Annotated in this window: 20 protein-coding genes (1 of these 20 cut by a window edge); 17 read left to right on the top strand and 3 right to left on the bottom strand. The window is 61.6% G+C overall.

The window, feature by feature from the left end; translation table 11 throughout:
* Both ACSSVC_RS04325 and ACSSVC_RS04320 read right to left on the bottom strand, forming a co-directional pair.
* Nucleotides 1–182 carry the beginning of a CaiB/BaiF CoA transferase family protein gene (locus tag ACSSVC_RS04325; protein WP_492612011.1) on the bottom strand. The gene continues 1,039 nt to the left of window position 1, outside the view, so only the first 182 of its 1,221 coding nucleotides appear in the window; the start codon lies at nt 180–182; its stop codon lies off the left edge, out of view.
* A 13-nt stretch (nt 183–195) separates the two neighbouring features.
* Nucleotides 196–1,377: an acyl-CoA dehydrogenase gene (locus ACSSVC_RS04320; protein ID WP_077933165.1), complete on the bottom strand. Its 1,182-nt coding sequence runs from the start codon at nt 1,375–1,377 to the stop codon at nt 196–198.
* Between the two features lie 158 nt (nt 1,378–1,535).
* On the opposite strand from ACSSVC_RS04320, the gene ACSSVC_RS04315 reads away from it, so the two are divergent.
* The 10 genes from ACSSVC_RS04315 (at nt 1,536) to ACSSVC_RS04270 (ending at nt 11,497) form a co-directional block, all read left to right on the top strand.
* The gene (locus tag ACSSVC_RS04315) at nt 1,536–2,435 is read left to right on the top strand and encodes a LysR family transcriptional regulator (RefSeq protein WP_346634629.1); all 900 of its coding nucleotides are present in this window, start codon (nt 1,536–1,538) and stop codon (nt 2,433–2,435) included.
* Nucleotides 2,436–2,886: 451 nt separating this feature from the next.
* On the top strand, nt 2,887–4,008 hold the full coding sequence (locus ACSSVC_RS04310; protein ID WP_346634630.1) for a Re/Si-specific NAD(P)(+) transhydrogenase subunit alpha: 1,122 nt from the start codon (nt 2,887–2,889) through the stop codon (nt 4,006–4,008).
* 15 nt (nt 4,009–4,023) lie between these two features.
* Nucleotides 4,024–4,347 carry an NAD(P) transhydrogenase subunit alpha part 2 gene (locus ACSSVC_RS04305; RefSeq protein ID WP_005783507.1) on the top strand — a complete coding sequence of 108 codons (324 nt, stop codon included), beginning with the start codon at nt 4,024–4,026 and terminating at the stop codon, nt 4,345–4,347.
* Nucleotides 4,347–5,783, top strand: coding sequence for an NAD(P)(+) transhydrogenase (Re/Si-specific) subunit beta (locus tag ACSSVC_RS04300; RefSeq protein ID WP_296412596.1), 1,437 nt, complete (start codon nt 4,347–4,349; stop codon nt 5,781–5,783). Before ACSSVC_RS04305 ends, ACSSVC_RS04300 begins: the two co-directional genes overlap by 1 nt.
* Nucleotides 5,784–5,962: 179 nt before the next feature.
* Nucleotides 5,963–7,456, top strand: coding sequence for a succinyl-CoA:acetate CoA-transferase ScpC (gene scpC, locus ACSSVC_RS04295; protein WP_346634631.1), 1,494 nt, complete (start codon nt 5,963–5,965; stop codon nt 7,454–7,456).
* A 319-nt stretch (nt 7,457–7,775) separates the two neighbouring features.
* Nucleotides 7,776–7,991, top strand: coding sequence for a DUF1127 domain-containing protein (locus ACSSVC_RS04290; RefSeq protein WP_011058498.1), 216 nt, complete (start codon nt 7,776–7,778; stop codon nt 7,989–7,991).
* A gap of 473 nt (nt 7,992–8,464) precedes the next feature.
* Nucleotides 8,465–8,782: a DUF2388 domain-containing protein gene (locus ACSSVC_RS04285; RefSeq protein ID WP_123723799.1), complete on the top strand. Its 318-nt coding sequence runs from the start codon at nt 8,465–8,467 to the stop codon at nt 8,780–8,782.
* Nucleotides 8,783–8,897: 115 nt separating this feature from the next.
* A complete protein-coding gene (locus ACSSVC_RS04280) occupies nt 8,898–9,191 on the top strand; it encodes a DUF2388 domain-containing protein (protein ID WP_371826189.1) in 294 nt (97 codons plus the stop codon).
* Nucleotides 9,192–9,218: 27 nt separating this feature from the next.
* Complete coding sequence (locus ACSSVC_RS04275; protein WP_016963715.1) at nt 9,219–9,539, top strand: DUF2388 domain-containing protein; 321 nt, start codon at nt 9,219–9,221, stop codon at nt 9,537–9,539.
* A complete protein-coding gene (locus tag ACSSVC_RS04270; protein WP_346634632.1) occupies nt 9,536–11,497 on the top strand; it encodes a DUF7844 domain-containing protein in 1,962 nt (653 codons plus the stop codon). The genes ACSSVC_RS04275 and ACSSVC_RS04270 overlap by 4 nt, the downstream gene beginning before the upstream one ends.
* Before the next feature lie 23 nt (nt 11,498–11,520).
* On the opposite strand, the gene ACSSVC_RS04265 is transcribed toward ACSSVC_RS04270, so the two are convergent.
* Nucleotides 11,521–11,922 (bottom strand): GFA family protein, encoded by a 402-nt coding sequence (locus ACSSVC_RS04265; RefSeq protein ID WP_492612010.1) that lies wholly within the window; start codon nt 11,920–11,922, stop codon nt 11,521–11,523.
* 319 nt (nt 11,923–12,241) lie between these two features.
* On the opposite strand from ACSSVC_RS04265, the gene ACSSVC_RS04260 reads away from it, so the two are divergent.
* The 7 genes from ACSSVC_RS04260 (at nt 12,242) to ACSSVC_RS04230 (ending at nt 20,842) form a co-directional block, all read left to right on the top strand.
* Nucleotides 12,242–13,549, top strand: coding sequence for a CitMHS family transporter (locus ACSSVC_RS04260; RefSeq protein WP_123723794.1), 1,308 nt, complete (start codon nt 12,242–12,244; stop codon nt 13,547–13,549).
* A 67-nt stretch (nt 13,550–13,616) separates the two neighbouring features.
* Nucleotides 13,617–14,384 (top strand): TerC family protein, encoded by a 768-nt coding sequence (locus ACSSVC_RS04255; protein WP_123723793.1) that lies wholly within the window; start codon nt 13,617–13,619, stop codon nt 14,382–14,384.
* A gap of 216 nt (nt 14,385–14,600) precedes the next feature.
* On the top strand, nt 14,601–16,259 hold the full coding sequence (locus ACSSVC_RS04250; RefSeq protein ID WP_346634634.1) for a Na/Pi cotransporter family protein: 1,659 nt from the start codon (nt 14,601–14,603) through the stop codon (nt 16,257–16,259).
* Nucleotides 16,260–16,315: 56 nt separating this feature from the next.
* The gene (locus ACSSVC_RS04245; RefSeq protein WP_492612009.1) at nt 16,316–17,701 is read left to right on the top strand and encodes a M16 family metallopeptidase; all 1,386 of its coding nucleotides are present in this window, start codon (nt 16,316–16,318) and stop codon (nt 17,699–17,701) included.
* A gap of 94 nt (nt 17,702–17,795) precedes the next feature.
* Complete coding sequence (locus ACSSVC_RS04240) at nt 17,796–18,839, top strand: DUF5924 family protein (protein ID WP_346634636.1); 1,044 nt, start codon at nt 17,796–17,798, stop codon at nt 18,837–18,839.
* Between the two features lie 54 nt (nt 18,840–18,893).
* Nucleotides 18,894–20,042, top strand: a complete 1,149-nt coding sequence (locus ACSSVC_RS04235; protein WP_346634637.1) for an ABC transporter permease — start codon at nt 18,894–18,896, stop codon at nt 20,040–20,042.
* Entirely contained in the window at nt 20,039–20,842 is an 804-nt protein-coding gene (locus ACSSVC_RS04230; protein WP_346634638.1) for an ABC transporter ATP-binding protein, read from the top strand. The genes ACSSVC_RS04235 and ACSSVC_RS04230 overlap by 4 nt, the downstream gene beginning before the upstream one ends.

The raw sequence follows: 20,842 nt of genomic DNA, 5'->3' as shown, positions 1-20,842 counted from the left end.
GTGGTGTTCTCGCCATAGGCATCTTTAAGGAAGGGCGGCCCCCAGGCGCGTGTATCGTCACCATTGCCCGGACGCTCGACCTTGATGACCTCGGCCCCCAGGTCCGCAAGGATCTGCCCGGACCAAGGCCCGGCCAGTACTCGCGATAAATCCAGTACCCGCAGATGCGATAACGCGCCCATGGCCGCTCTCCTATTAATAGAACGCCTGGATGCCGGTTTGTGCACGTCCGAGAATCAGCGCATGCACGTCGTGGGTGCCTTCGTAGGTGTTGACCACCTCCAGGTTCACCAGATGGCGAGCGATACCAAACTCATCGGAGATCCCGTTACCACCCAGCATGTCACGAGCCATGCGCGCGATATCCAGAGACTTACCGCAGGAGTTGCGCTTCATGATCGAGGTGATTTCCACCGCCGCGGTACCTTCATCCTTCATCCGCCCCAGACGCAGGCAGCCCTGAAGGGCGAGAGTAATCTCGGTCTGCATGTCCGCCAGTTTTTTCTGGATCAACTGAGTGGCGGCCAGAGGACGACCGAACTGCTGACGATCAAGGGTGTATTGACGCGCGGTGTGCCAGCAGAATTCCGCCGCGCCCAGTGCTCCCCAGGAGATGCCGTAGCGTGCCGAGTTCAAGCAAGTGAAAGGACCTTTCAGACCGCGCACATCCGGGAAGATGTTCTCTTCCGGCACAAAGACGTTATCCATGACGATCTCGCCGGTGATCGATGCCCGCAGCCCCACCTTGCCATGGATGGCTGGAGCGCTCAGGCCTTTCCAGCCTTTCTCCAGAACGAAGCCACGGATATCACCAGCGTCATCCTTGGCCCAGACCACAAACACATCCGCGATCGGACTGTTGGTGATCCACATCTTGCTGCCGGTCAGGCTGTAGCCACCTTCCACTTTACGAGCGCGAGTGATCATCGCGCCCGGGTCGGAACCATGATTCGGCTCGGTCAGACCAAAGCAGCCAATCCATTCGCCAGAAGCCAGCTTCGGCAGATACTTCTGCTTTTGCGCTTCGGTGCCGAACTCGTTGATCGGCACCATCACCAGGGACGACTGCACACTCATCATGGAGCGGTAACCCGAGTCCACGCGCTCCACTTCACGAGCGATCAGGCCATAGCACACATAGTTCAGGCCACTGCCGCCGTACTGCTCGGGAATGGTCGCACCCAACAGGCCGACTTCACCCATTTCCCGGAAGATGGCCGGGTCGGTCTTCTCATGGCGGAAAGCTTCCAGAACCCGTGGTGCCAGCTTGTCTTGAGCGAACTGCTCGGCACTGTCGCGGACCATGCGCTCTTCTTCGGTGAGTTGCTGGTCCAGCAAAAGGGGATCGATCCAGTTGAAGCTTGCTTTGCCGCCCATGAGTGAGTCCTCGTGAAGTAGGTCAACTATCGTGGGCTGATCCTAGGCCCAGCAGGAGCCTCCCGGCAAACGAGGATTTTGCATGCTGTTGTGCTAATTTCTCACTTCGTAACGGCAAAAAGTGCCATCCACAGCCACCATTAGTGAGATAGCCGTACATGCGCAGAAAGATCCCCAGTACCGCCGCCCTGATCAGCTTCGAGGCAGCTGCCCGCCACGAGAGCTTTACCAAGGCGGCACAGGAGCTTTCCCTGACCCAGGGTGCCGTCTGCCGACAGATCGCCAGCCTGGAGGAGTTCCTCGGTGTAGAACTTTTCCGACGCTCGCGGCGGGGAGTCAAACTTACCGAAGCCGGCCTTTCCTACAGTCGACGGGTCGCGACTCAACTGGATGCAGTAGAGCGCGACACTCTTTCCGTAATGGGTCAGCAAGGCGCCAATGTCATCGAACTGGCAGTGGTGCCGACCTTCGGCACTCAATGGCTGCTGCCACGCCTCAAGGACTTCCAGCAGCAACACCCCGAAGTCACCGTCAACCTGACCAACCGCACGCGCCCCTTCCTGTTCGCTGATACCCCCTTCGACGCGGCCATCTACTTCGGCGACGCTGACTGGTCCGGCACTCAGTCCCATCGCCTGATGGGCGAGCATCCAGTGCCGGTGTGCAGCCCGGCCATACTGGGTAGCAGCCAGCAACTGAGCGCCAAAGCCATTGCCGAGCTGCCCCTGCTGCAGCAGACCACACGCCCCTATGCCTGGCGACAATGGTTCAACTCACAACAAATGAACGTCCCCCGCGACATGACAGGGCCACGCTACGAGCTATTCTCCATGCTCGCCCAGGCAGCCATGCACGACATGGGCATCGCCCTGATTCCAGCCTTTCTCATTCAACGCGAACTGGCGGAAAAACGCCTGGTGATTGCCAACCCTCAAGCACTGACGAGCATCAAGGCGTATTACCTGATGATTCCCGAGCGCAAGGTGGAGTCAGCCTCTTTACGGGCATTTCGCGATTGGCTGGTGGGCCAGGCGAACAGCTACAACCTCAGTAAATGAAGGCTTCGAGCCAATAGCTGACCCCGTAGTCAAATAATCAAAAGCCCTACAGATATAACTATTTGTCGCATTTAAACAGACTGTACCGACACCTTGGACAATCGTCCTACAAGCGCCTAACCACGCGGCTTGTAGGGTTTACTTAGAGGCGATGTAAGACTATTCACGCCACCGATGAGAAAAATCTTAATTTCATGGATAAAGCCTTGAAAGGCACGGCTTACAAGGGGTTAAGCCTGTACGTTGCGACATTCGGTCACGGGGTGACTTGTAGTTAATTTTCCGTCACTAGTCAGAATCCCTTGAAGGCCTCAAAGTTCGCCTGCAAAATGCCGCGCCCCGCTGTGATTTCAGCGGGATCGTGCTGATCGGCCGCCCCAGCCGCACCCTCCTCAGTGCGCTGGCCTTCTAAGAAAGATCGAAAGCAATAAGATCAAGCAGGAGATTTGACGTGCACATTGGTGTTCCTCTCGAAACCCAGACGGGTGAAACACGGGTAGCTGCAACCCCGGAAACCATCAAGAAGCTGATCGGCCAGGGTCATAAAGTCACTGTGCAAAGCGGCGCCGGCATCAACGCCAGCGTGGTCGACAGTGCCTATGAAGCGGCAGGGGCAACCATTGGCAACGCCAACGATGCCTTTGGCGCCGAACTGATCCTCAAGGTAGTGGCCCCCAGCGACAGCGAGCTGGCTCTGATCAAGAGCGGCACCGTACTGGTGGGCATGCTCAATCCGTTCAGCAATGAAACCATCGCCAAGCTGGCCGAACACGGCATTACCGCCTTCGCCCTGGAGGCAGCTCCACGCACTTCCCGGGCCCAGAGCCTGGACGTGCTGTCGTCCCAAGCCAACATTGCCGGCTACAAGGCTGTGCTGCTGGCCGCCCACTACTACCCGCGCTTCATGCCAATGCTGATGACCGCCGCCGGCACCGTCAAAGCGGCCCGCGTGCTGATCCTCGGCGCCGGTGTGGCAGGGCTGCAGGCCATTGCCACGGCCAAGCGCCTGGGCGCGGTGATCGAGGCTTCGGACGTGCGCCCGGCGGTGAAGGAGCAGATCGAGTCCCTGGGGGCCAAGTTCGTCGACGTACCTTACGAGACCGACGAAGAGCGCGAGTGCGCTGTCGGTGTCGGTGGCTACGCCCGTCCCATGCCGGCCAGCTGGATGCAGCGCCAGGCCCAGGCGGTCCACGAGCGTGCAAAGCAAGCCGATATCGTCATCACCACCGCGCTGATCCCAGGCCGCAAGGCACCGACGCTGCTGAGTGCCGAGACTGTCGCCCAGATGAAACCCGGCTCGGTGGTCATCGACCTGGCAGCAGCACAAGGCGGCAACTGCCCACTGACCGTAGCGGATCAGGTCGTGGTCGAAAACGGTGTAACCATCGTCGGCCCGACCAACCTGGCCGGCGCAGTAGCTGCAGATGCCTCGGCGCTGTACGCCCGCAACCTGCTGGACTTCCTGAAGCTTGTCTTCACTAAAGAAGGGCAGTTCGAAGTCAACCTCGAAGACGACATCGTCGCCGCGTGCCTGATGTGCCGCGACGGCCAAGTCATCCGCAAAAACGCCTAAGCAGGGATTCAGACGATGGAAGAGCTTATCTCCCCCGGTATCTACAACCTGATCATCTTCGTGCTGGCGATCTATGTCGGTTACCACGTGGTCTGGAACGTCACACCCGCACTGCACACGCCCCTGATGGCCGTGACCAACGCCATTTCCGCCATCGTCATCGTCGGTGCCATGCTGGCTGCCGCCCTGACCGTGACCCCGCTGGGCAAGACCATGGGCACCCTGGCCGTAGCCCTGGCTGCGGTCAACGTGTTCGGTGGCTTCCTGGTCACCCGCCGCATGCTGGAAATGTTCAAGAAGAAAGCGCCCAAAGCCGTGAAAGAAGAGGTGCAGAAATAATGAGCATGAACCTGGTAACAACCCTCTATCTGATCGCCTCGGTGTGTTTTATCCAGGCGCTCAAGGGCCTTTCGCACCCGACCACGTCCCGACGCGGCAACCTGTTCGGCATGCTGGGCATGGCCTTGGCGGTGCTGACCACCATTGGCCTCATTTATAAGCTCGGCGCTGAACTGGCGACCGCCGGCATTGGCTACGTGATTGTCGGCCTGCTGATCGGCGGCACCGCCGGTTCGATCATGGCCAAGCGCGTTGAGATGACCAAGATGCCGGAGCTGGTGGCCTTCATGCACAGCATGATCGGCCTGGCCGCGGTGTTCATCGCCATTGCCGCCGTAGTCGAGCCGCAGTCTCTGGGCATCGTCAAGCACCTGGGCGACGCGATCCCCGCCGGTAACCGCCTGGAACTGTTCCTCGGCGCGGCCATCGGTGCCATCACCTTCTCCGGCTCGGTGATCGCCTTCGGCAAGCTGTCGGGCAAGTACAAGTTCCGCCTGTTCCAGGGCGCACCAGTACAGTTCGCCGGGCAGCACAAGCTCAACCTGGTGCTGGGCCTGGCCACCCTCGGCCTGGGTGTGACCTTCATGGTCACCGGCAACCTCGGCGCCTTTGCCCTGATGCTGGCCCTGGCCTTCGTCATGGGCGTGCTGATCATCATCCCGATCGGCGGCGCCGACATGCCGGTGGTGGTGTCGATGCTCAACAGCTATTCGGGCTGGGCAGCGGCAGGGATCGGTTTCTCCCTGAACAACTCGATGCTGATCATCGCCGGCTCCCTGGTGGGCTCCAGCGGTGCAATCCTCTCGTACATCATGTGCAAGGCGATGAACCGTTCGTTCTTCAACGTGCTGCTGGGCGGTTTCGGCAACAGCGCCGATGCGGGCGGCCCGGCCGGTGCACAGGAAGCCCGTCCGGTGAAATCCGGCTCGGCTGACGATGCGACCTTCCTGCTGACCAACGCGGACACGGTGATCATCGTTCCCGGCTACGGCCTGGCGGTAGCGCGGGCCCAGCACGCGCTGAAAGAGCTGACCGAAAAGCTGACCCACCGCGGCGTGACCGTGAAGTACGCGATCCACCCGGTAGCAGGGCGCATGCCCGGCCACATGAACGTATTGCTGGCCGAAGCCGAAGTGCCTTACGACCAGGTATTCGAGATGGAAGACATCAACTCCGAGTTCGGCCAGGCCGACGTGGTGCTGGTCCTGGGTGCCAACGACGTGGTCAACCCGGCGGCGAAGAACGATCCGAAATCGCCCATCGCCGGCATGCCGATCCTCGAGGCTTTCAAGGCCAAGACCATCATCGTCAACAAGCGCTCCATGGCCAGTGGTTATGCCGGTCTGGACAACGAACTGTTCTACCTGGACAAGACCATGATGGTCTTCGGCGACGCGAAGAAGGTCATCGAAGACATGGTCAAAGCCGTCGAATAAAGCTGCTGTAGCGCAATACCCCAAACCTCAGCCTTTAGTAGGCTGGGGTTTTTTATTTACACCATAAAGCCGACAGAAGGCTCTAGATCAGGGCCTTTCATTCGACCTTTGTCGCGGGGCGTTTTTTTTTGAAATCACTAGACTGCGCTTCTTGCTTCCGTTGCCCGAGATAACAATCCATGTACCGTGATCGTATCCGCTTGCCTTCGTTGTTGGATAAGGTGATGAGCGCCGCCGACGCTGCCGCCCTGATTGAGGACGGCATGACCGTCGGCATGAGCGGCTTCACCCGCGCTGGTGAGGCCAAGGCCGTGCCCCATGCCCTGGCCGAACGGGCCAAGGTAACCCCGCTGAAAATCAGCCTGATGACCGGCGCCAGCCTGGGCAACGACCTGGACAAGCAACTCACCGAAGCCGGCGTCCTGGCCCGGCGCATGCCGTTCCAGGTCGACAGCACCCTGCGCAAGGCGATCAACGCCGGCGAAGTGATGTTCATCGACCAGCACCTTTCGGAAACCGTCGAGCAACTGCGCAACCAGCAGCTCAAGCTGCCAGACATTGCGGTGATCGAAGCCGTGGCCATTACCGAGCAGGGGCACATCGTACCGACCACCTCGGTGGGCAACTCCGCCAGCTTCGCGATCTTCGCCAAGCAGGTGATCGTCGAGATCAACCTGGCGCACAACCCGAACCTGGAAGGCCTGCACGACATCTATATCCCGACTTATCGTCCAACCCGCACCCCAATCCCCCTGGTGAAGGTCGACGATCGCATCGGCAGCACCGCGATTCCGATTCCAGCGGACAAGATCGTCGCCATCGTCATCACCAACCAGCCCGACTCGCCGTCTACCGTGTCCACCCCGGACAGCGAAACCCAGGGCATCGCCAATCACCTGATCGATTTCCTCAAGCAGGAAGTGGACGCAGGGCGCATGAGCAACAAGCTCGGCCCGTTGCAGGCGGGTATCGGCAACATCGCCAACGCAGTGATGTGCGGCCTGATCGAGTCGCCGTTCGAGAACCTGACCATGTACTCCGAAGTACTGCAGGACTCGACCTTCGACCTGATCGACGCCGGCAAGCTCAGCTTCGCCTCGGGCAGCTCCATCACCCTGTCGAGCCGGCGCAACGCTGACGTGTTCGGCAATCTGGAGCGCTACAAGGACAAGCTGGTGCTGCGTCCACAGGAGATCTCCAACCATCCGGAAGTCGTGCGCCGCCTGGGCATCATCGGCATCAACACTGCACTGGAGTTCGACATCTACGGCAACGTCAACTCCACCCATGTCTGCGGCACGCGGATGATGAACGGCATCGGCGGCTCCGGCGACTTCGCCCGCAACGCGCACCTGGCGATCTTCGTCACCAAGTCGATTGCCAAGGGCGGGGCGATTTCCAGCGTGGTACCCATGGTCAGCCACGTAGACCACACCGAGCATGACGTCGACATCCTGGTGACCGAGATCGGCCTCGCCGACTTGCGTGGCCTGGCGCCACGTGAGCGGGCCCGGGTGATCATCGACAACTGTGTGCATCCGTCCTACCGCGACGCGCTGAATGACTACTTCACCAAGGCCTGCGCCCTGGGTGGTCACACGCCGCACATCCTGCGTGATGCTCTGAGCTGGCACATCAACCTGGAAGAAACCGGGAAGATGCTCGCCGAGTGATTGATACAGTTGGCAGCTGACGCAAACACAGTTTCGTCAGCTCGCCAGCCGCCCACTAAAGGTCGACAAAAACTGTACTGCTGTACCGGTCTTTTCTTCGCCTGAAACCGTTAATCCCCAATCAAAAACCGCCTAAATGCACCAAAAAGGTGCTGACAGGTACAGTTGCGCCATTTCCGAACAGTACAGCCCCTATAAACAGTTAACTGGTCCCTCACAATACAGGTGAACTGTATCTACAGAGTCTTGCGCGTGAAGAGGATCATGGGCACCAGTTAAACCACTACCTGATCCCGCCACAAGCGGAAGGATGTCAACCATGGAACGTACACTCAGTTCCGAACTGTTCTTCGAAGACAAAGCTGAAAAAACCCAGGCTTCCCTGCCTCTGCGCGTTATCGCCAACCTGATGTTGTGGCAGCGCCGCATCTCCAGCCGCCATCAACTGGCTCGCCTGGATTCGCGTCTGCTGGCCGATGCCGGGATCAGCGAAGCACAACGCTACGAAGAGCTGAGCAAGCCGTTCTGGCGCTAACGCAGCGTCGCTGGCCCTGACCCTCCGGGTCCACCGCCAGCACCCCGAATTGCACACACAAAACCCGTCGTGGGAAACCACGACGGGTTTTGTCGTTCTGGGCCGATGACAAATGTCCAAAGGTAAAGGAAAGCCTGTACCAGACAATGACAGGTACAGTTTTAATAAAATCAAAATACAACCAGTACAATTTAAACCCGGATGTATCTGTCTAGCCGCCGTGAAACCCAACACCACGATGCCGCAAGCCAATCGTTCGACGTATCAACGTGGACTGCGTCATGCACCCATTGTTGGCGGTCCCCAGCCCTGACACAGATCTGTGCGAATAGAACAGCTCAGCCTAATATCTGAAGTGACGTAGCGATTCTCGTCCGAGCTGCGTCAGATCCATCAGACACAGCACCTCGCAGTGGCTGCCCGGCGTCTCACTCAGCGCCCTTTAATTGTCTGTTCATTCACAGGAGTTACCCATGTCCCGTCTTCGCCTGCTCAGCGCTGCCGCACTTCTGGCCCTGGCTACCAATGCCCACGCCACTAGCCTGATCGTGACCACTGATGCCATTGTCGGCGCCCTCAAGGCCACGACCGATGCGACCTCCGACGCCACTTCCTCCCTGCGCGACAACAAGATTGTCCGCGCTGCCCGGGATGACGCCGCTAGCTTCGTCGCCACCGACGGCGCAATTCGTGGGGTAAAACTGGAAAGTGCCTTCGCCCACATCCGCCAACAAGCCCCTCAACTGCAGGCCACTGACACACAACTGGCTCAGGCAATCCTGGCGATCTGACCTGCCGTTTCAGGTGCGTATACGCACCTGAAAGCCTCTGCACTGGCCCTGTCCGGGCCATTGCGCTAGCCTTGGCGCTGGTTTTCAGCTGTCGAGACTCTTGGGTTTGTTCCGAATTTCGCTTTTCGCTCCACTATTGATCGCTGTCTGTTGGGCCTCCTCGGTGCAGGCATTCGACCTGACGACCCAGAGTTCGGTCATCACGGCTTACGCTACAAGCCAGGTGACCTCGGCGCCCTTCGACCATAAACTGCTGCTCGCCGCCCAGGATGACGCCGCCGCCTTCATTGCGACCGACGGCCAACTGCGTGGGGCACGCCTGGAGTCCGCACTGAAATATCTGCGGCAACACCAGGCAAAACTTCATGCCAGCGACCTTGAACTGGCGCAGGCAATTCTCGTCCAATAGCCATCCCTGTTATTCCGGAGTCGTTCCATGCGTAGCCCGCTGATTGCCGCCACCCTTGGCCTGCTGTTGTTGGCCGACGTGGCCCAGGCACACACCCTGGTGGCCACCAGTAATATCATCGTCCGCGCCTCTGGCCGCACGATCGATTTCACCTCGGACACCACCACCTCGATCCGTGACTCCAAAGTCGTGCGCGAAGCCCATGACGATGCCGCCAGCTTCGTCGCCAGCAATGGCGATATCCGTGGCGCACAACTGGAAGCGGCGTTCACTGCCCTGCGTACCCAGCTGCCGGAAGCCCGTGACGCCAGCGATCAGGTCCTGGCCGAAGCTATCCTCGCCCTGTGAAGCCAGTCTTCGCCTGGCTGCTGGCCGGGACCCTGGCGCTGCTCTGTGGCACCGCCCAGGCCGACCTGCAATTGCGCCTCAAGACCGATGGTTTGAGCCCGGCGCAACAACACGCCAGCCAGGCGCTGCTGGATGAAGCGATGCAGGCATTGCCGCCGCGTTTGATCCAGCAACTGGATCGCACCATTGATGTCGGCTGGACCGACCAGATGCCCGACAACGCCTATGGCGCGGCATCCCTGGTTGCGGAACTGGACCTCAACCGCGCTCTGCTGCCCAGCCTGGCCGATGGCTCCGCTGCGAACCAGAAGACCAGTCGCCCTCACGGCACCGTGCGCCGGGAGCTACTCGCCACCGTACTGCATGAACTGACCCACATTTATGATCGTGCGCGTTTATGGCCCAGCGCCGAACGCAGCCTGATCCAGCGCTGCACCCGCAAGACCGGCACCTCCGGCCTGATCGGCCTGCCGGATGAGTGCCGGGGCCAGAACGATCGCCGCTTCACCCTCAGCGACGACCCGCGACTGCTGGACCTGGCCGGCTGGCCGCAATATGTCGGCCGCCGCGGAGAGCGGGAACAGCACAACCGGCAGATAGCTCGCAGTCCGGACCTCTACGAGACCACCAACCCGAAAGAGTTCGTAGCGGTGAACATGGAGTACTTCCTCCTCGATCCGAGCTACGCCTGCCGCCGCCCGGCGCTGTACCGCTACTACCAGGAACATTTCGCCTGGGCCCCGGCCGCCAAGGACAACTGCGCCCAGTCCTTCGCCTTCCTCAACGCCGGCAACGACTTCGCCAAGACGCCCCTGGGCAAGGTGGACCCGGAGCGGGTCTACGCGGTGGACTACCTGCTGGCCGAAGCTAACCAGAACTGGGTCAGTCGCTGGGGCCACAGCATGCTGCGCCTGGTGATCTGTGCCCCGGGCCGGCCCCGTGGCCCGGATTGCCGCCTGGACCTGGACCAGCATCTGGTGCTGTCCTATCGCGCCTTTGTCGGTGATGTGCAGTTGTCCAGTTGGGATGGCCTGGTGGGCAAATATCCTTCGCGGCTTTTCGTCCTGCCGCTGTCGCAAGTCATCGATGAATACACCAAGACCGAACTGCGCAGCCTGGCGTCCGTGCCCTTGAAGCTGTCACGCAGCGAGATCGAGGAAGTGGTGGAGCACGCCGCCGAGATGCACTGGAGCTATGACGGCAACTATTACTTTCTGTCCAACAACTGCGCGGTGGAAAGCCTCAAGCTGCTGCGTAGCGGCAGCAACAACAAACAACTGATCGGCCTCGACAGCATCATGCCCAACGGCTTGCTGGAAGTACTCAAGGGCAGGGGACTGGCGGACACCAGCGTGCTCGACGATCCCCGGGAAGCGCTACGCCTGGGCTATCGCTTCGACTCCTTCCGCGACCGCTACCAGGCAATGTTCGAGGTGATCAAAAAGCACCTGCCGATCAAGCAGGCCAGCGTCGAAGACTGGCTGTCACTGAGCGCCGCGGAGCGCCGCCAGTGGTTCGACCGGGCCGACCTGCGTACCAGCGCGGCCTTGCTGCTCCTGGAGCAGGCCAGCTATCGCCGGCAACTGTTGCTGGCCCAGGACGAGGTCAAGCAGCGCTACCTCGGCGCCCGGGAACTGAAGAATGGCGGCATGGAGAAAGCCAACAAGACCTTGCAGGAAATTCTCGCCAACAGCGGTTTCCTCAGCCGACCGGCGGAGCTGCTGGGCAGCAGCGGCTATGGCTTGCCCCAGCCCGGCGAATGGCAGCGCCTGGAGTCCGAAAGCAGTGAGCGGCAGAAACAGCTGCAATCCCTGACCGGCGAACTGGACAAGGAAGTGCGGGCCCTGCTGGAGCCGGCACGGGCGGCGGAAATTGCCGCCAACGAGGCCAATCTGAAGCAGGTGGGCGAGCATCTGCGGGCTCTGCACAAGGCGGCGGGTGGGTTAGAGCTGCCTTGAAAGCTTCGCCGGCAAGCCGGCTCCTACAATGTTTCCTGCGGCTCCGCGGGCAAGTGCTCATCCAGATGTAGCCAAGGCAGTCGGTTGTCAGTCCAGATGTGTCGCTCGGCCGGCGCCAACTCAGGGTGATCCAGACTGGCAATGGTCACGTCGATGCTCTCGGGACTCAGATGGGTTATCAACGCCAGCTGTGCTCCACAGTTGCCGCAGAAATAACGGGCACAGCTGCTGGAGGAGTCATAGCGGGCGGGAGTTCCCTCCAGCCATGTGAAAGCCCGGGCGGGCAGGGTGATCCAGGTGGTCACCAGACCGCCACTGACCCGGCGGCAGATCGAGCAATGACAGTGGGCAATATCCCGCAGTGGCCCGCTGAACTGGTAGCGCAGCCGCCCGCAGTGGCAGCCTCCGGTGTGCAACTCACTCATGTGCATTCCTCTTGTGGGCCCATGCCCATCACTTTATGCCGCTGGTCGCCTGCAGGAACATCCACCGTTTCCTTTCAATGTCGAAAGCTGGCTGAAAGCTTCCCCGATTAGGATCGCCTCCACTACCGGCAAAAGACCGGTTGGCCACAGCGGGCGTTTCTGGCGCTCCCGGCCCTATTAACAACAACAATGGTGATTCTGATGTCTGCTCGTACCCGCCTGTTCGCTTCGACTCCTCCCGTATGCCTCGTGCTTGCCGTTCTGCGCTGATCCCACCCGGTTCGCCATTCCCTAGCCGCGCTACGCCTGGAGTATTCCCATGCTGACTTTCCTTGGCTTCGCCATGGTCATCACGTTCATGTTCCTGATCATGACCAAGCGCCTGTCCGCGCTGATCGCGCTGATCATCGTGCCGATCCTGTTCGCCCTGTTCGGCGGTTTCGCGCCGAAGATCGGTCCCATGATGCTCGAAGGCATCACCAAGCTGGCGCCCACCGGCGTGATGCTGATGTTCGCCATTCTGTATTTCGCCCTGATGATCGACTCCGGCCTGTTCGACCCGGCGGTGCGCAAGATCCTCAAGCTGGTCAAGGGCGACCCGCTGAAGGTCTCGGTCGGCACCGCCGTGCTGGCCCTGGTGGTGTCCCTGGACGGTGACGGTGCCACCACCTACATGATCTGCGTGGCCGCCATGCTGCCGCTGTACAGCCGCATCGGCATGAGCCCGCGGATCATGGCCGGCCTGATCATCCTCGCCGGCGGGGTGATGAACATGACCCCCTGGGGCGGTCCTACCGCCCGTGCCGCCAGCGCTTTGCACGTGGACCCGTCGGACATTTTCGTCCCGATGATCCCGGCCATGCTGGCCGGCGTGGTGGCGATCCTGGCGATCGCCTATCTGTACGGCAAACGTGAGCGCGCACGCCTGGGTGAACTGCACCTGGCGGGCGATGAGATCGACCACAGTGAAATCAGCGTCTCGCAGTACCCCGACGCTCGTCGTCCGAAGCTGATCTGGTTCAACGGTGCTCTGACCTTCGCCCTGATGTGCGCGCTGATCGCCGGGCTGCTGCCGTTACCGGTACTGTTCATGGTGGCCTTCAGTATTGCCATGATCGTCAACTACCCCTGCCTGCAGCAGCAGAAGGACAGGGTTGCGGCTCACGCCGGCAGCGTGCTGGCAGTGGTCGGGCTGATCTTTGCTGCCGGTATCTTCACCGGCATCCTGTCCGGTACCGGCATGGTCGACGCCATGTCCAAGAGCCTGCTGGCAGTGATCCCTGACGCCCTGGGTCCCTATCTCGCAGTGATCACCGCGCTGGTGAGCATGCCGTTCACCTTCTTCATGTCCAACGACGCCTTCTACTACGGCGTATTGCCGGTGCTGGCAGAAGCCGCCAGTCATTACGGCATCACGGCGGTGGAAATGGCCCGCGCGTCGATCGTCGGCCAACCGGTGCACTTGCTCAGCCCGCTGGTACCCTCGACCTATCTGTTGGTGGCCCTGGCAGGCATCGAGTTCGGCGATCACCAGCGCTTCACCCTCAAGTGGGCAGTGCTGGTCTGTCTGTGCATAATGTTCGCCGCTTTGCTGATGGGGATTTTTCCGCTGTTCAGCACTCTATAAAAGCAATGATTCTTCGCTCGGGCCGGCTTCCCGGCCCGGGCCATAACAACCGCTCAAAGGAATACACATGGAATGGCTGACCAACCCGGAAATCTGGGTTGCCTTCTTTACCTTGACCGCCCTGGAAATCGTCCTGGGCATCGACAACATCATCATGATTTCGATCCTGGTCAGCCGCATGCCCAAGCACATGCAGGCGCGCACGCGGATCTTCGGTCTGGCGCTGGCCATGGTCACGCGGATTCTGTTGCTGCTGTCGATCACCTGGGTCATGCGCCTGACGGCCGACCTGTTCGTGGTCTTCGGCCAAGGCATTTCCGGACGAGACCTGATTCTGTTCTTCGGCGGCCTGTTCCTGCTGTGGAAAAGCTCCCAGGAGATGTACCACGCCCTGGAAGGTGAAGACGAAACCCTGGATGAACCCAAAGGCAAGGGCGGCAACTTCCTCTACACCATCATCCAGATCGCGATCATCGACATCGTCTTCTCCCTGGACTCGGTCATCACCGCGGTGGGCATGGTGTCCCATGTACCGGTCATGGTGGCGGCGATCATCGTCGCGGTCCTGGTGATGATGCTGGCGGCCGGCACCATCAGCGAATTCATCGACAAGCACCCGTCGCTGAAGATGCTCGCGCTGTCGTTCCTGCTGGTAGTCGGTACCGTACTGATCGCCGAGGCCTTCGAAGTGCACGTACCAAAAGGCTACGTCTACTTCGCCATGGCCTTCTCCCTGGCGGTGGAAGCCATCAACATCAAGATGCGCACCGCCATCGCGAAGAAGAAAAAACAGCAGGACCCGGTAAAACTGCGCAAGGACGTTCCTGGTCAATAAACCGCGAACGCACTCAAGCAAAAGGGGCTTTCGGGCCCCTTTTTCACGTCTGCAGGCAGCTGTTTTCATGACAGTTTTGTTTCAATCACCGGTTTAGCTATGCGATGCTGGCGTCCTGTGCGTTAGCCAACTACAGCTTAAATACATAACGTAGAACCTCGCGCAACAACGTCCACTGGCCCCGCTTGGGGCTCTTCACCCCAGGGGGGGCCTCTCATGCTGACCCTGCTCAATCTGCTTTCCGCCGTGGCCCTGCTGATCTGGGGCACGCACATCGTCCGTACCGGCATCCTGCGGGTCTACGGCTCCAACCTGCGCCACGTGATCGGTCAGAACATGGCCAGGCGACCGCTGGCCTTCGTCGCCGGCATCCTGGTGACCGCCATGGTCCAGAGCAGCAACGCCACGGCGATGCTGGTGACCTCCTTTGTCGGCCAGGGCCTGATGGCACTGACCCCGGCGCTGGCAACCATGCTGGGTGCCGATGTCGGCACCGCATTGATGGCCCGGGTGCTGACCTTCGACCTGTCCTGGCTGTCGCCGCTGCTGATCTTCCTCGGGGTGATTTTCTTCCTGTCGCGCAAACAGACCCGCGCCGGTCAGTTGGGCCGGGTTGGCATCGGCCTGGGCCTGATCATCCTGGCCCTGCAACTGATCGTCGAAGCCGCAGCGCCGATTACTCACGCTCAAGGGGTGAAGGTGCTGTTCGCCTCGCTTACCGGCGACATCCTCCTGGATGCGCTGATGGGCGCGGTGTTCGCCATGGTGTCCTACTCCAGCCTGGCAGCGGTGCTGCTGACCGCCACCCTGGCCGGGGCCGGAGTGATCAGCCTGCCGGTGGCCATCGGCCTGGTGATCGGCGCCAACATCGGCAGCGGGGTGCTGGCCTTCCTCAGCACCAGCATGCAGAACACTGCCGGACGCCAGGTGGCGCTGGGCAGCCTGCTGTACAAGCTGATCGGCCTGCTGCTGATCATTCCGGTACTCGACCCGCTGGCCCACTGGATGGACAGCCTGGACTTCAGTCCCCAGGAAGTGGTGATCGGCTTCCACCTGTTGTACAACACCGCCCGCTGCCTGTTGCTGCTGCCCACTGTCGGCCCCATGGCGCGATTCTGCGCGTGGCTGATGCCCGAGCGCCCCCAGGACAACGGCCGTGCACGACCACGGCACCTCGATCCCACTGCCCTGGCCACCCCGAGCCTGGCCCTGGCCAACGCCGCCCGGGAAACCCTGCGCATCGGCGACCTGATCGACAATATGCTGGAAGCCATGCGCGATGTGCTGCGTGGCAAGCAGACCGCCATTACCCAGGAAATGCGCGCCCTGAGCGACGATGTCGAAGCACTGTACAGCGCTATCAAGCTGTACCTGGCGCAAATGCCCCGGGAAGACCTCAGCGAGCAGGACAGCCGGCGCTGGGCGGAAATCATCGAACTGGCGATCAACCTCAAGCTGGCCAGCGACCTGATTGAACGCATGCTGCGCAAGGTCCAGCAGCAGAAAACATCGCAACGCCGCTCCTTCTCCGAAGTGGGTCTGGAAGAACTGACCGGGCTGCACGCGCAACTGATCGCCAACTTGCGCCTGGGGCTCTCGGTATTTCTCAGCGCCGACCCGGAAAGCGCCCGCCAACTGCTGCGGGAGAAACGCCGCTTCCGCGCCCAGGAACGGCGTCTGGCCCACGCCCACGTCAGCCGGCTGCAGCGCAAGATCGTCCAGAGCATCGAGACCAGCTCCCTGCACCTGGAACTGATTGCCGATATGAAGCGTCTCAACTCGCTGTTCTGCAGCAGCGCCTATGTGGTCCTGGAAACCTCGGATACCGGGGCGCTGGAAGTCGAGGACATGGCTGACATCACCCATTCACCCTGAACGTCCAGCGTTATCTGAAGTCTCTAAAACTTACGCACGCCGTAAGGAAGCTTGTTATGCGTTGTCTGTTATTCGCCTGCCTGTTGCTGGGCAGTGCACAAGGATGGGCCCTGGATCGCTTCCAGGTCGAAGGCTACACCCTGCCCAACGGCCTGCAGCTGCTGCTCAAGCCCGGCAGCGAACGCGGCCACGTGGCGATCCGCCTGGTGGTGGGCGTCGGCCTGGACGATTTCGCCTGTGCCGACAAGGAACTGCCGCACCTGCTTGAACACTTGCTGTTCAGCGGCATCGACGCCGACGGCGAAGGCGGCCTGGAAGAGCGCATGCAAGCCTTGGGCGGCGAATGGAACGCCTATACCAGCAATGCCGACACCACCTTCGTCATCGAAGCCCCGGCGAAAAACCAGCGCAAGGTCCTCGACCTGCTGCTGTCATTGCTCACCCGCACCCGCCTTGACGACAACGCCGTGGCCGCCGCCAAACAGGTGGTGGAGCGCGAAGACGGCGGTCATTACTCGCACCTGCAGCGCTGGCTCGACCGCCAGGACCTGGGCCACAAGGCCGGCAACCAGTTGGCGGTGGAACTGGGGCTCAAATGCACCGAGCGCGCCGAAGTCGAGCACCTGACCCTGGCCCAGCTGGAGCAAGTGCGCAAAGACTGGTACGCCCCCAACAACATGACCCTGATCGTCGTCGGCGAACTGGATCGCCTGTTGCCGGCTTATCTGGAGCGCACCTACGGCGCCCTCGAGCCGGTAGAACCCAGCGAGCACCGCGAACTGCCGCAGATCCAGGGTACGGCCGCCGCCGAGCGCGACTTGATCCATGGCTGGGTAGGGCAGAGCGCACAATTGCACTGGCTGTTCCCCGAACCCCTGCTGGAACAGCAGCACGACGAGACCTTCGACCTGCTCAAGGACTATCTGGACTGGGCGTTGTACCGTCAGTTGCGCCTGGAGCATGAGCTGTCCTACGGTCCCTGGAGCGACCGTGAGGTGTTTGGCGGCGTCGGTTTTCTCAGCCTCAATGCCGACCTCGAACGCGATGACCTGCCCCAGGCCCGACAGGTGGTCGAGCAGCTCAAGGCGAAGCTGCTCAAGGACGGCCTCGACCCCGCGACTTTCGAGCGCCTGAAGCAGGCCGCCATCGATCGCCAGGCCTGGGCAGTTCAGGGCAACAGCGCCCTGGCGGACTACTACTGGAGCGCCCTCGGGGACTTCGACAACGGCCGTTTCAGCGACCCGGCCAAGCGTCTGCGGGCGGTGAGCCTGAAGCAGGCCAACCTGGCCCTGGGGCAATTGCTGCAGCAGCCGGGCTACGTGCGAATCGAAAAACCGCTGCTGGGGGACGAGCAACTGCTCTGGCTGACCGGCGGCCTGCTGGCCCTGATCGTCCTCGGCAGCCTGGGCGGCTACCTGCTGCACCGCCGGCGTAACCTCTAGCCGGTGTGGCGAGGGAGCGTGCTCCCTCGCCACAGGCAGCGGCCAACAGGTATCCTGTCGCGGTTTTTTCCTGCCAAGACTGTGACCCCACCCGATGCCTAACCTGACCCACTATATTCAGCGCATTCTGGAACTGATGAAGCGCTACCCGGGGGTCATTGCGCTCGGCGGTTTCATCTCTGGAGTCGGCAGCTTCATCCTGGTGGATCGGCAACAGAGCCTGGCCTCGTGGATCGCCGTGATCCTGCTGGTGAGCTGGGTCTGGCTGATGCTGGAAAACAGCCTGACCCAACTGTTCACCAAGGTCTTCAAGCGCGAGATCCCGCAACCGCTGCTGCGCTACGCGACGCAAATGATCCACCAGGAAAGTCTGTTCTTCGTCCTGCCGTTCTTCTTCATCACCACCAGCTGGAACAGCGGCCAACTGGTGTTCACCGGGCTGCTGGGAGCGGCGGCGCTGATTTCCATCACCGACCCGCTGTACTACAAGTGGCTGGCGCCGCGGCGCTGGCTGTTCCTCGCCCTGCACACCCTGACCCTGTTCGCCGCCTTGCTCACGGCCCTGCCGCTGATCCTGCACCTGACCACGGCCCAGAGCTTCAAGCTGGCCCTGGGCATCGCCATGCTCCTGTCCTTCCCGAGCCTGGCGTCGATCCTGCCGATCCGCAGCGTGCGCAGCGCACTGGCGGTGCTGTGCATCACCCTGGCCATTGGCAGCACCGGCTGGCTGCTGCGCTCCTGGGTGCCGCCGGCCACTCTGTGGTTGACCGAGGACGCCATCAGCACCCAACTCCAGGACCGCACGCCCGGGGACAGCCTGGAGCAGGTGAGCGCCAGCCAGGTACGCAGCAACGGTTTGTACGCCTACACCGCGATCAATGCACCCCGGGGCCTGGACGAGCGCATCTATCACGTCTGGCAGTTCAACGGCAGCGAAGTGGACCGCATCGCCCTGGATATTCATGGCGGACGCAAGGAGGGTTACCGCGCCTGGTCGCACAAGCAGAATTTTCCCGGCAACCCAGCGGGAAAATGGCAAGTGCGGGTGATCACCGAGGACGGCCAGGTAATTGGCGTGTTGCGCTTCGAGATCACCGATCCAGATCAAGACGCCGCCAAGAGCGGCGAGGCAAAGTAGTCGGGATCGTGCTATTACGTAGCACTGCGTAATCGCCACACAAGCTCGGAGCTTATGACTACCAGCGTGACGCCCGGCACCGCTCAACTGGACCTTGCCCTCTCCCCGGCGCAACTGCGCATCTCCGGGGACTGGACGCTGGCGCACTACAGCGAGCTCAAGCGTCTCAGCCAAACCCTCAGCGGCCGCTATGACAGCAGCACCCACATCGACCTCAACGGCCTGGGAGCCCTGGACACCGCCGGCGCCTCGCTGCTGGTAGAACTACTGGGAGCCGAACGCCTGGGGCGATCCGCCGAACACCCTGATTGCACCCTGTCCGCCGCCGACCGCGCGTTGCTGCATACGGTCTACAGCTCGCTCAACGATTTCTGTGTACCGGTCAAGGAACCGGAGATTTCCGTCAGCGTGCAACTGCTCTCACGCATTGGCAGTGCGGTCTACACCGTCTGGCAAGACAGTCTGAAAGTCCTCGGCTTTATCGGCCTGATCCTCGAAACCCTGGCCCGGGGCCTGCTGCACCCCAAGCGCTGGCGCATCACCCCGGTGGTGGCGCATATCGAGCAGACCGGCCTAGATGCCGCGCCCATCGTTGCCCTGCTGACCTTCCTGGTGGGGGCGGTGGTGGCCTTTCTCGGGGCCACGGTACTGGCCAACTTCGGGGCCAGCATCTTTACCGTCGACCTGGTGGCGTTTTCCTTCCTGCGGGAATTTGGCGTGCTGCTGACCGCGATCCTCATGGCCGGGCGCACCGCCAGCGCCTTCACCGCGCAGATCGGCTCGATGAAGGCCAACGAAGAGATCGACGCCATTCGCACCCTGGGCCTGGACCCGATGGAGTTGCTGGTGCTGCCCCGGGTGCTGGCCTTGCTGGTGGCGCTGCCGATGCTGACCTTTCTGGCGATGCTCTCCGGGATCATCGGCGGCGCCGTGGTCTGTGCCCTGTCCCTGGATATTTCCCCGGCGATGTTCCTTTCGCTGCTGCATTCGGACATCGGCGTTAAGCACTTTCTGCTGGGCCTGGTCAAAGCGCCGATCTTCGCTTTCCTGATCGCCGCCATCGGCTGCCTGGAGGGTTTCAAGGTCAGCGGCAGTGCCGAGTCGGTGGGCGCCCACACCACGTCCAGCGTGGTGCAGTCGATCTTCGTGGTGATCGTCATCGACGCCGTGGCCGCGCTGTTCTTCATGGAGATGGGCTGGTGAGCCGCCCGACGCGCCCGCCTGCCGAGGCGGTGATCGAAGTCCGTGGCCTGTGCAACCGCTTCGGCAAGCAGAGCGTGCACGAAAACCTCGACCTGGACGTGTACAAGGGCGAGATCCTCGGCGTGGTCGGCGGCTCCGGTAGCGGCAAGTCGGTGTTGCTGCGCAGCATCGTCGGCCTGCGTCAGCCCAGCGAAGGCTCGGTGCGGGTTTTCGGCCAGGACCTGCCAAGCCTGCCGGAGCAGCAACGCTCACTGATTGAACGGCGCTTTGGCGTGCTGTTCCAGAAGGGCGCGCTGTTCACCTCGCTGACGGTGACCGAAAACGTCGCCCTGCCGCTGATCGAGCATGCGGGCCTGTCCCGCAGCGACGCCGAACACCTGGCGGCGGTGAAACTGGCCCTGGCCGGATTGCCCCTGTCGGCAGCGGACAAGTACCCGTCCTCGCTCTCCGGCGGCATGATCAAGCGTGCGGCCCTGGCCCGCGCCCTGGCCCTGGACCCGGACATCCTGTTTCTCGACGAACCCACCGCCGGCCTCGACCCGGTGGGGGCTGCAGCCTTCGACCAACTGATCCTGACCCTGCGCGATGCCCTGGGCTTGAGCGTGTTCCTGGTCACCCACGATCTCGACACCCTCTACACCATCACCGACCGGGTGGCGGTACTGGCGCAGAAAAAGGTGCTGGTGGCGGACGCCATCGACATCGTCGCGCAAACCCCGGACGAATGGATTCACCAATACTTCCATGGCCCACGCGGCCGCGCGGCCTATCAGGCCGCTACACAGACCAACGAGGGATGA

Source organism: Pseudomonas sp. E1BtOHC1 (genome assembly GCF_058744285.1).
This window is presented reverse-complemented; position numbering and strand designations above follow the sequence as displayed.

What these genes read in the sequence shown, in the direction of transcription:
- ACSSVC_RS04290 (WP_011058498.1), top strand. Translation starts at nt 7,776, where the DNA reads ATGGAACGTACACTCAGTTCCGAACTGTTCTTCGAAGACAAAGCTGAA.
- ACSSVC_RS04260 (WP_123723794.1), top strand. Translation starts at nt 12,242, where the DNA reads ATGCTGACTTTCCTTGGCTTCGCCATGGTCATCACGTTCATGTTCCTG.
- scpC (WP_346634631.1), top strand. Translation starts at nt 5,963, where the DNA reads ATGTACCGTGATCGTATCCGCTTGCCTTCGTTGTTGGATAAGGTGATG.
- ACSSVC_RS04285 (WP_123723799.1), top strand. Translation starts at nt 8,465, where the DNA reads ATGTCCCGTCTTCGCCTGCTCAGCGCTGCCGCACTTCTGGCCCTGGCT.
- ACSSVC_RS04315 (WP_346634629.1), top strand. Translation starts at nt 1,536, where the DNA reads ATGCGCAGAAAGATCCCCAGTACCGCCGCCCTGATCAGCTTCGAGGCA.
- ACSSVC_RS04265 (WP_492612010.1), bottom strand. Translation starts at nt 11,922, where the DNA reads ATGAGTGAGTTGCACACCGGAGGCTGCCACTGCGGGCGGCTGCGCTAC.
- ACSSVC_RS04275 (WP_016963715.1), top strand. Translation starts at nt 9,219, where the DNA reads ATGCGTAGCCCGCTGATTGCCGCCACCCTTGGCCTGCTGTTGTTGGCC.
- ACSSVC_RS04235 (WP_346634637.1), top strand. Translation starts at nt 18,894, where the DNA reads ATGACTACCAGCGTGACGCCCGGCACCGCTCAACTGGACCTTGCCCTC.
- ACSSVC_RS04305 (WP_005783507.1), top strand. Translation starts at nt 4,024, where the DNA reads ATGGAAGAGCTTATCTCCCCCGGTATCTACAACCTGATCATCTTCGTG.
- ACSSVC_RS04300 (WP_296412596.1), top strand. Translation starts at nt 4,347, where the DNA reads ATGAGCATGAACCTGGTAACAACCCTCTATCTGATCGCCTCGGTGTGT.
- ACSSVC_RS04240 (WP_346634636.1), top strand. Translation starts at nt 17,796, where the DNA reads ATGCCTAACCTGACCCACTATATTCAGCGCATTCTGGAACTGATGAAG.
- ACSSVC_RS04250 (WP_346634634.1), top strand. Translation starts at nt 14,601, where the DNA reads ATGCTGACCCTGCTCAATCTGCTTTCCGCCGTGGCCCTGCTGATCTGG.
- ACSSVC_RS04245 (WP_492612009.1), top strand. Translation starts at nt 16,316, where the DNA reads ATGCGTTGTCTGTTATTCGCCTGCCTGTTGCTGGGCAGTGCACAAGGA.
- ACSSVC_RS04320 (WP_077933165.1), bottom strand. Translation starts at nt 1,377, where the DNA reads ATGGGCGGCAAAGCAAGCTTCAACTGGATCGATCCCCTTTTGCTGGAC.
- ACSSVC_RS04255 (WP_123723793.1), top strand. Translation starts at nt 13,617, where the DNA reads ATGGAATGGCTGACCAACCCGGAAATCTGGGTTGCCTTCTTTACCTTG.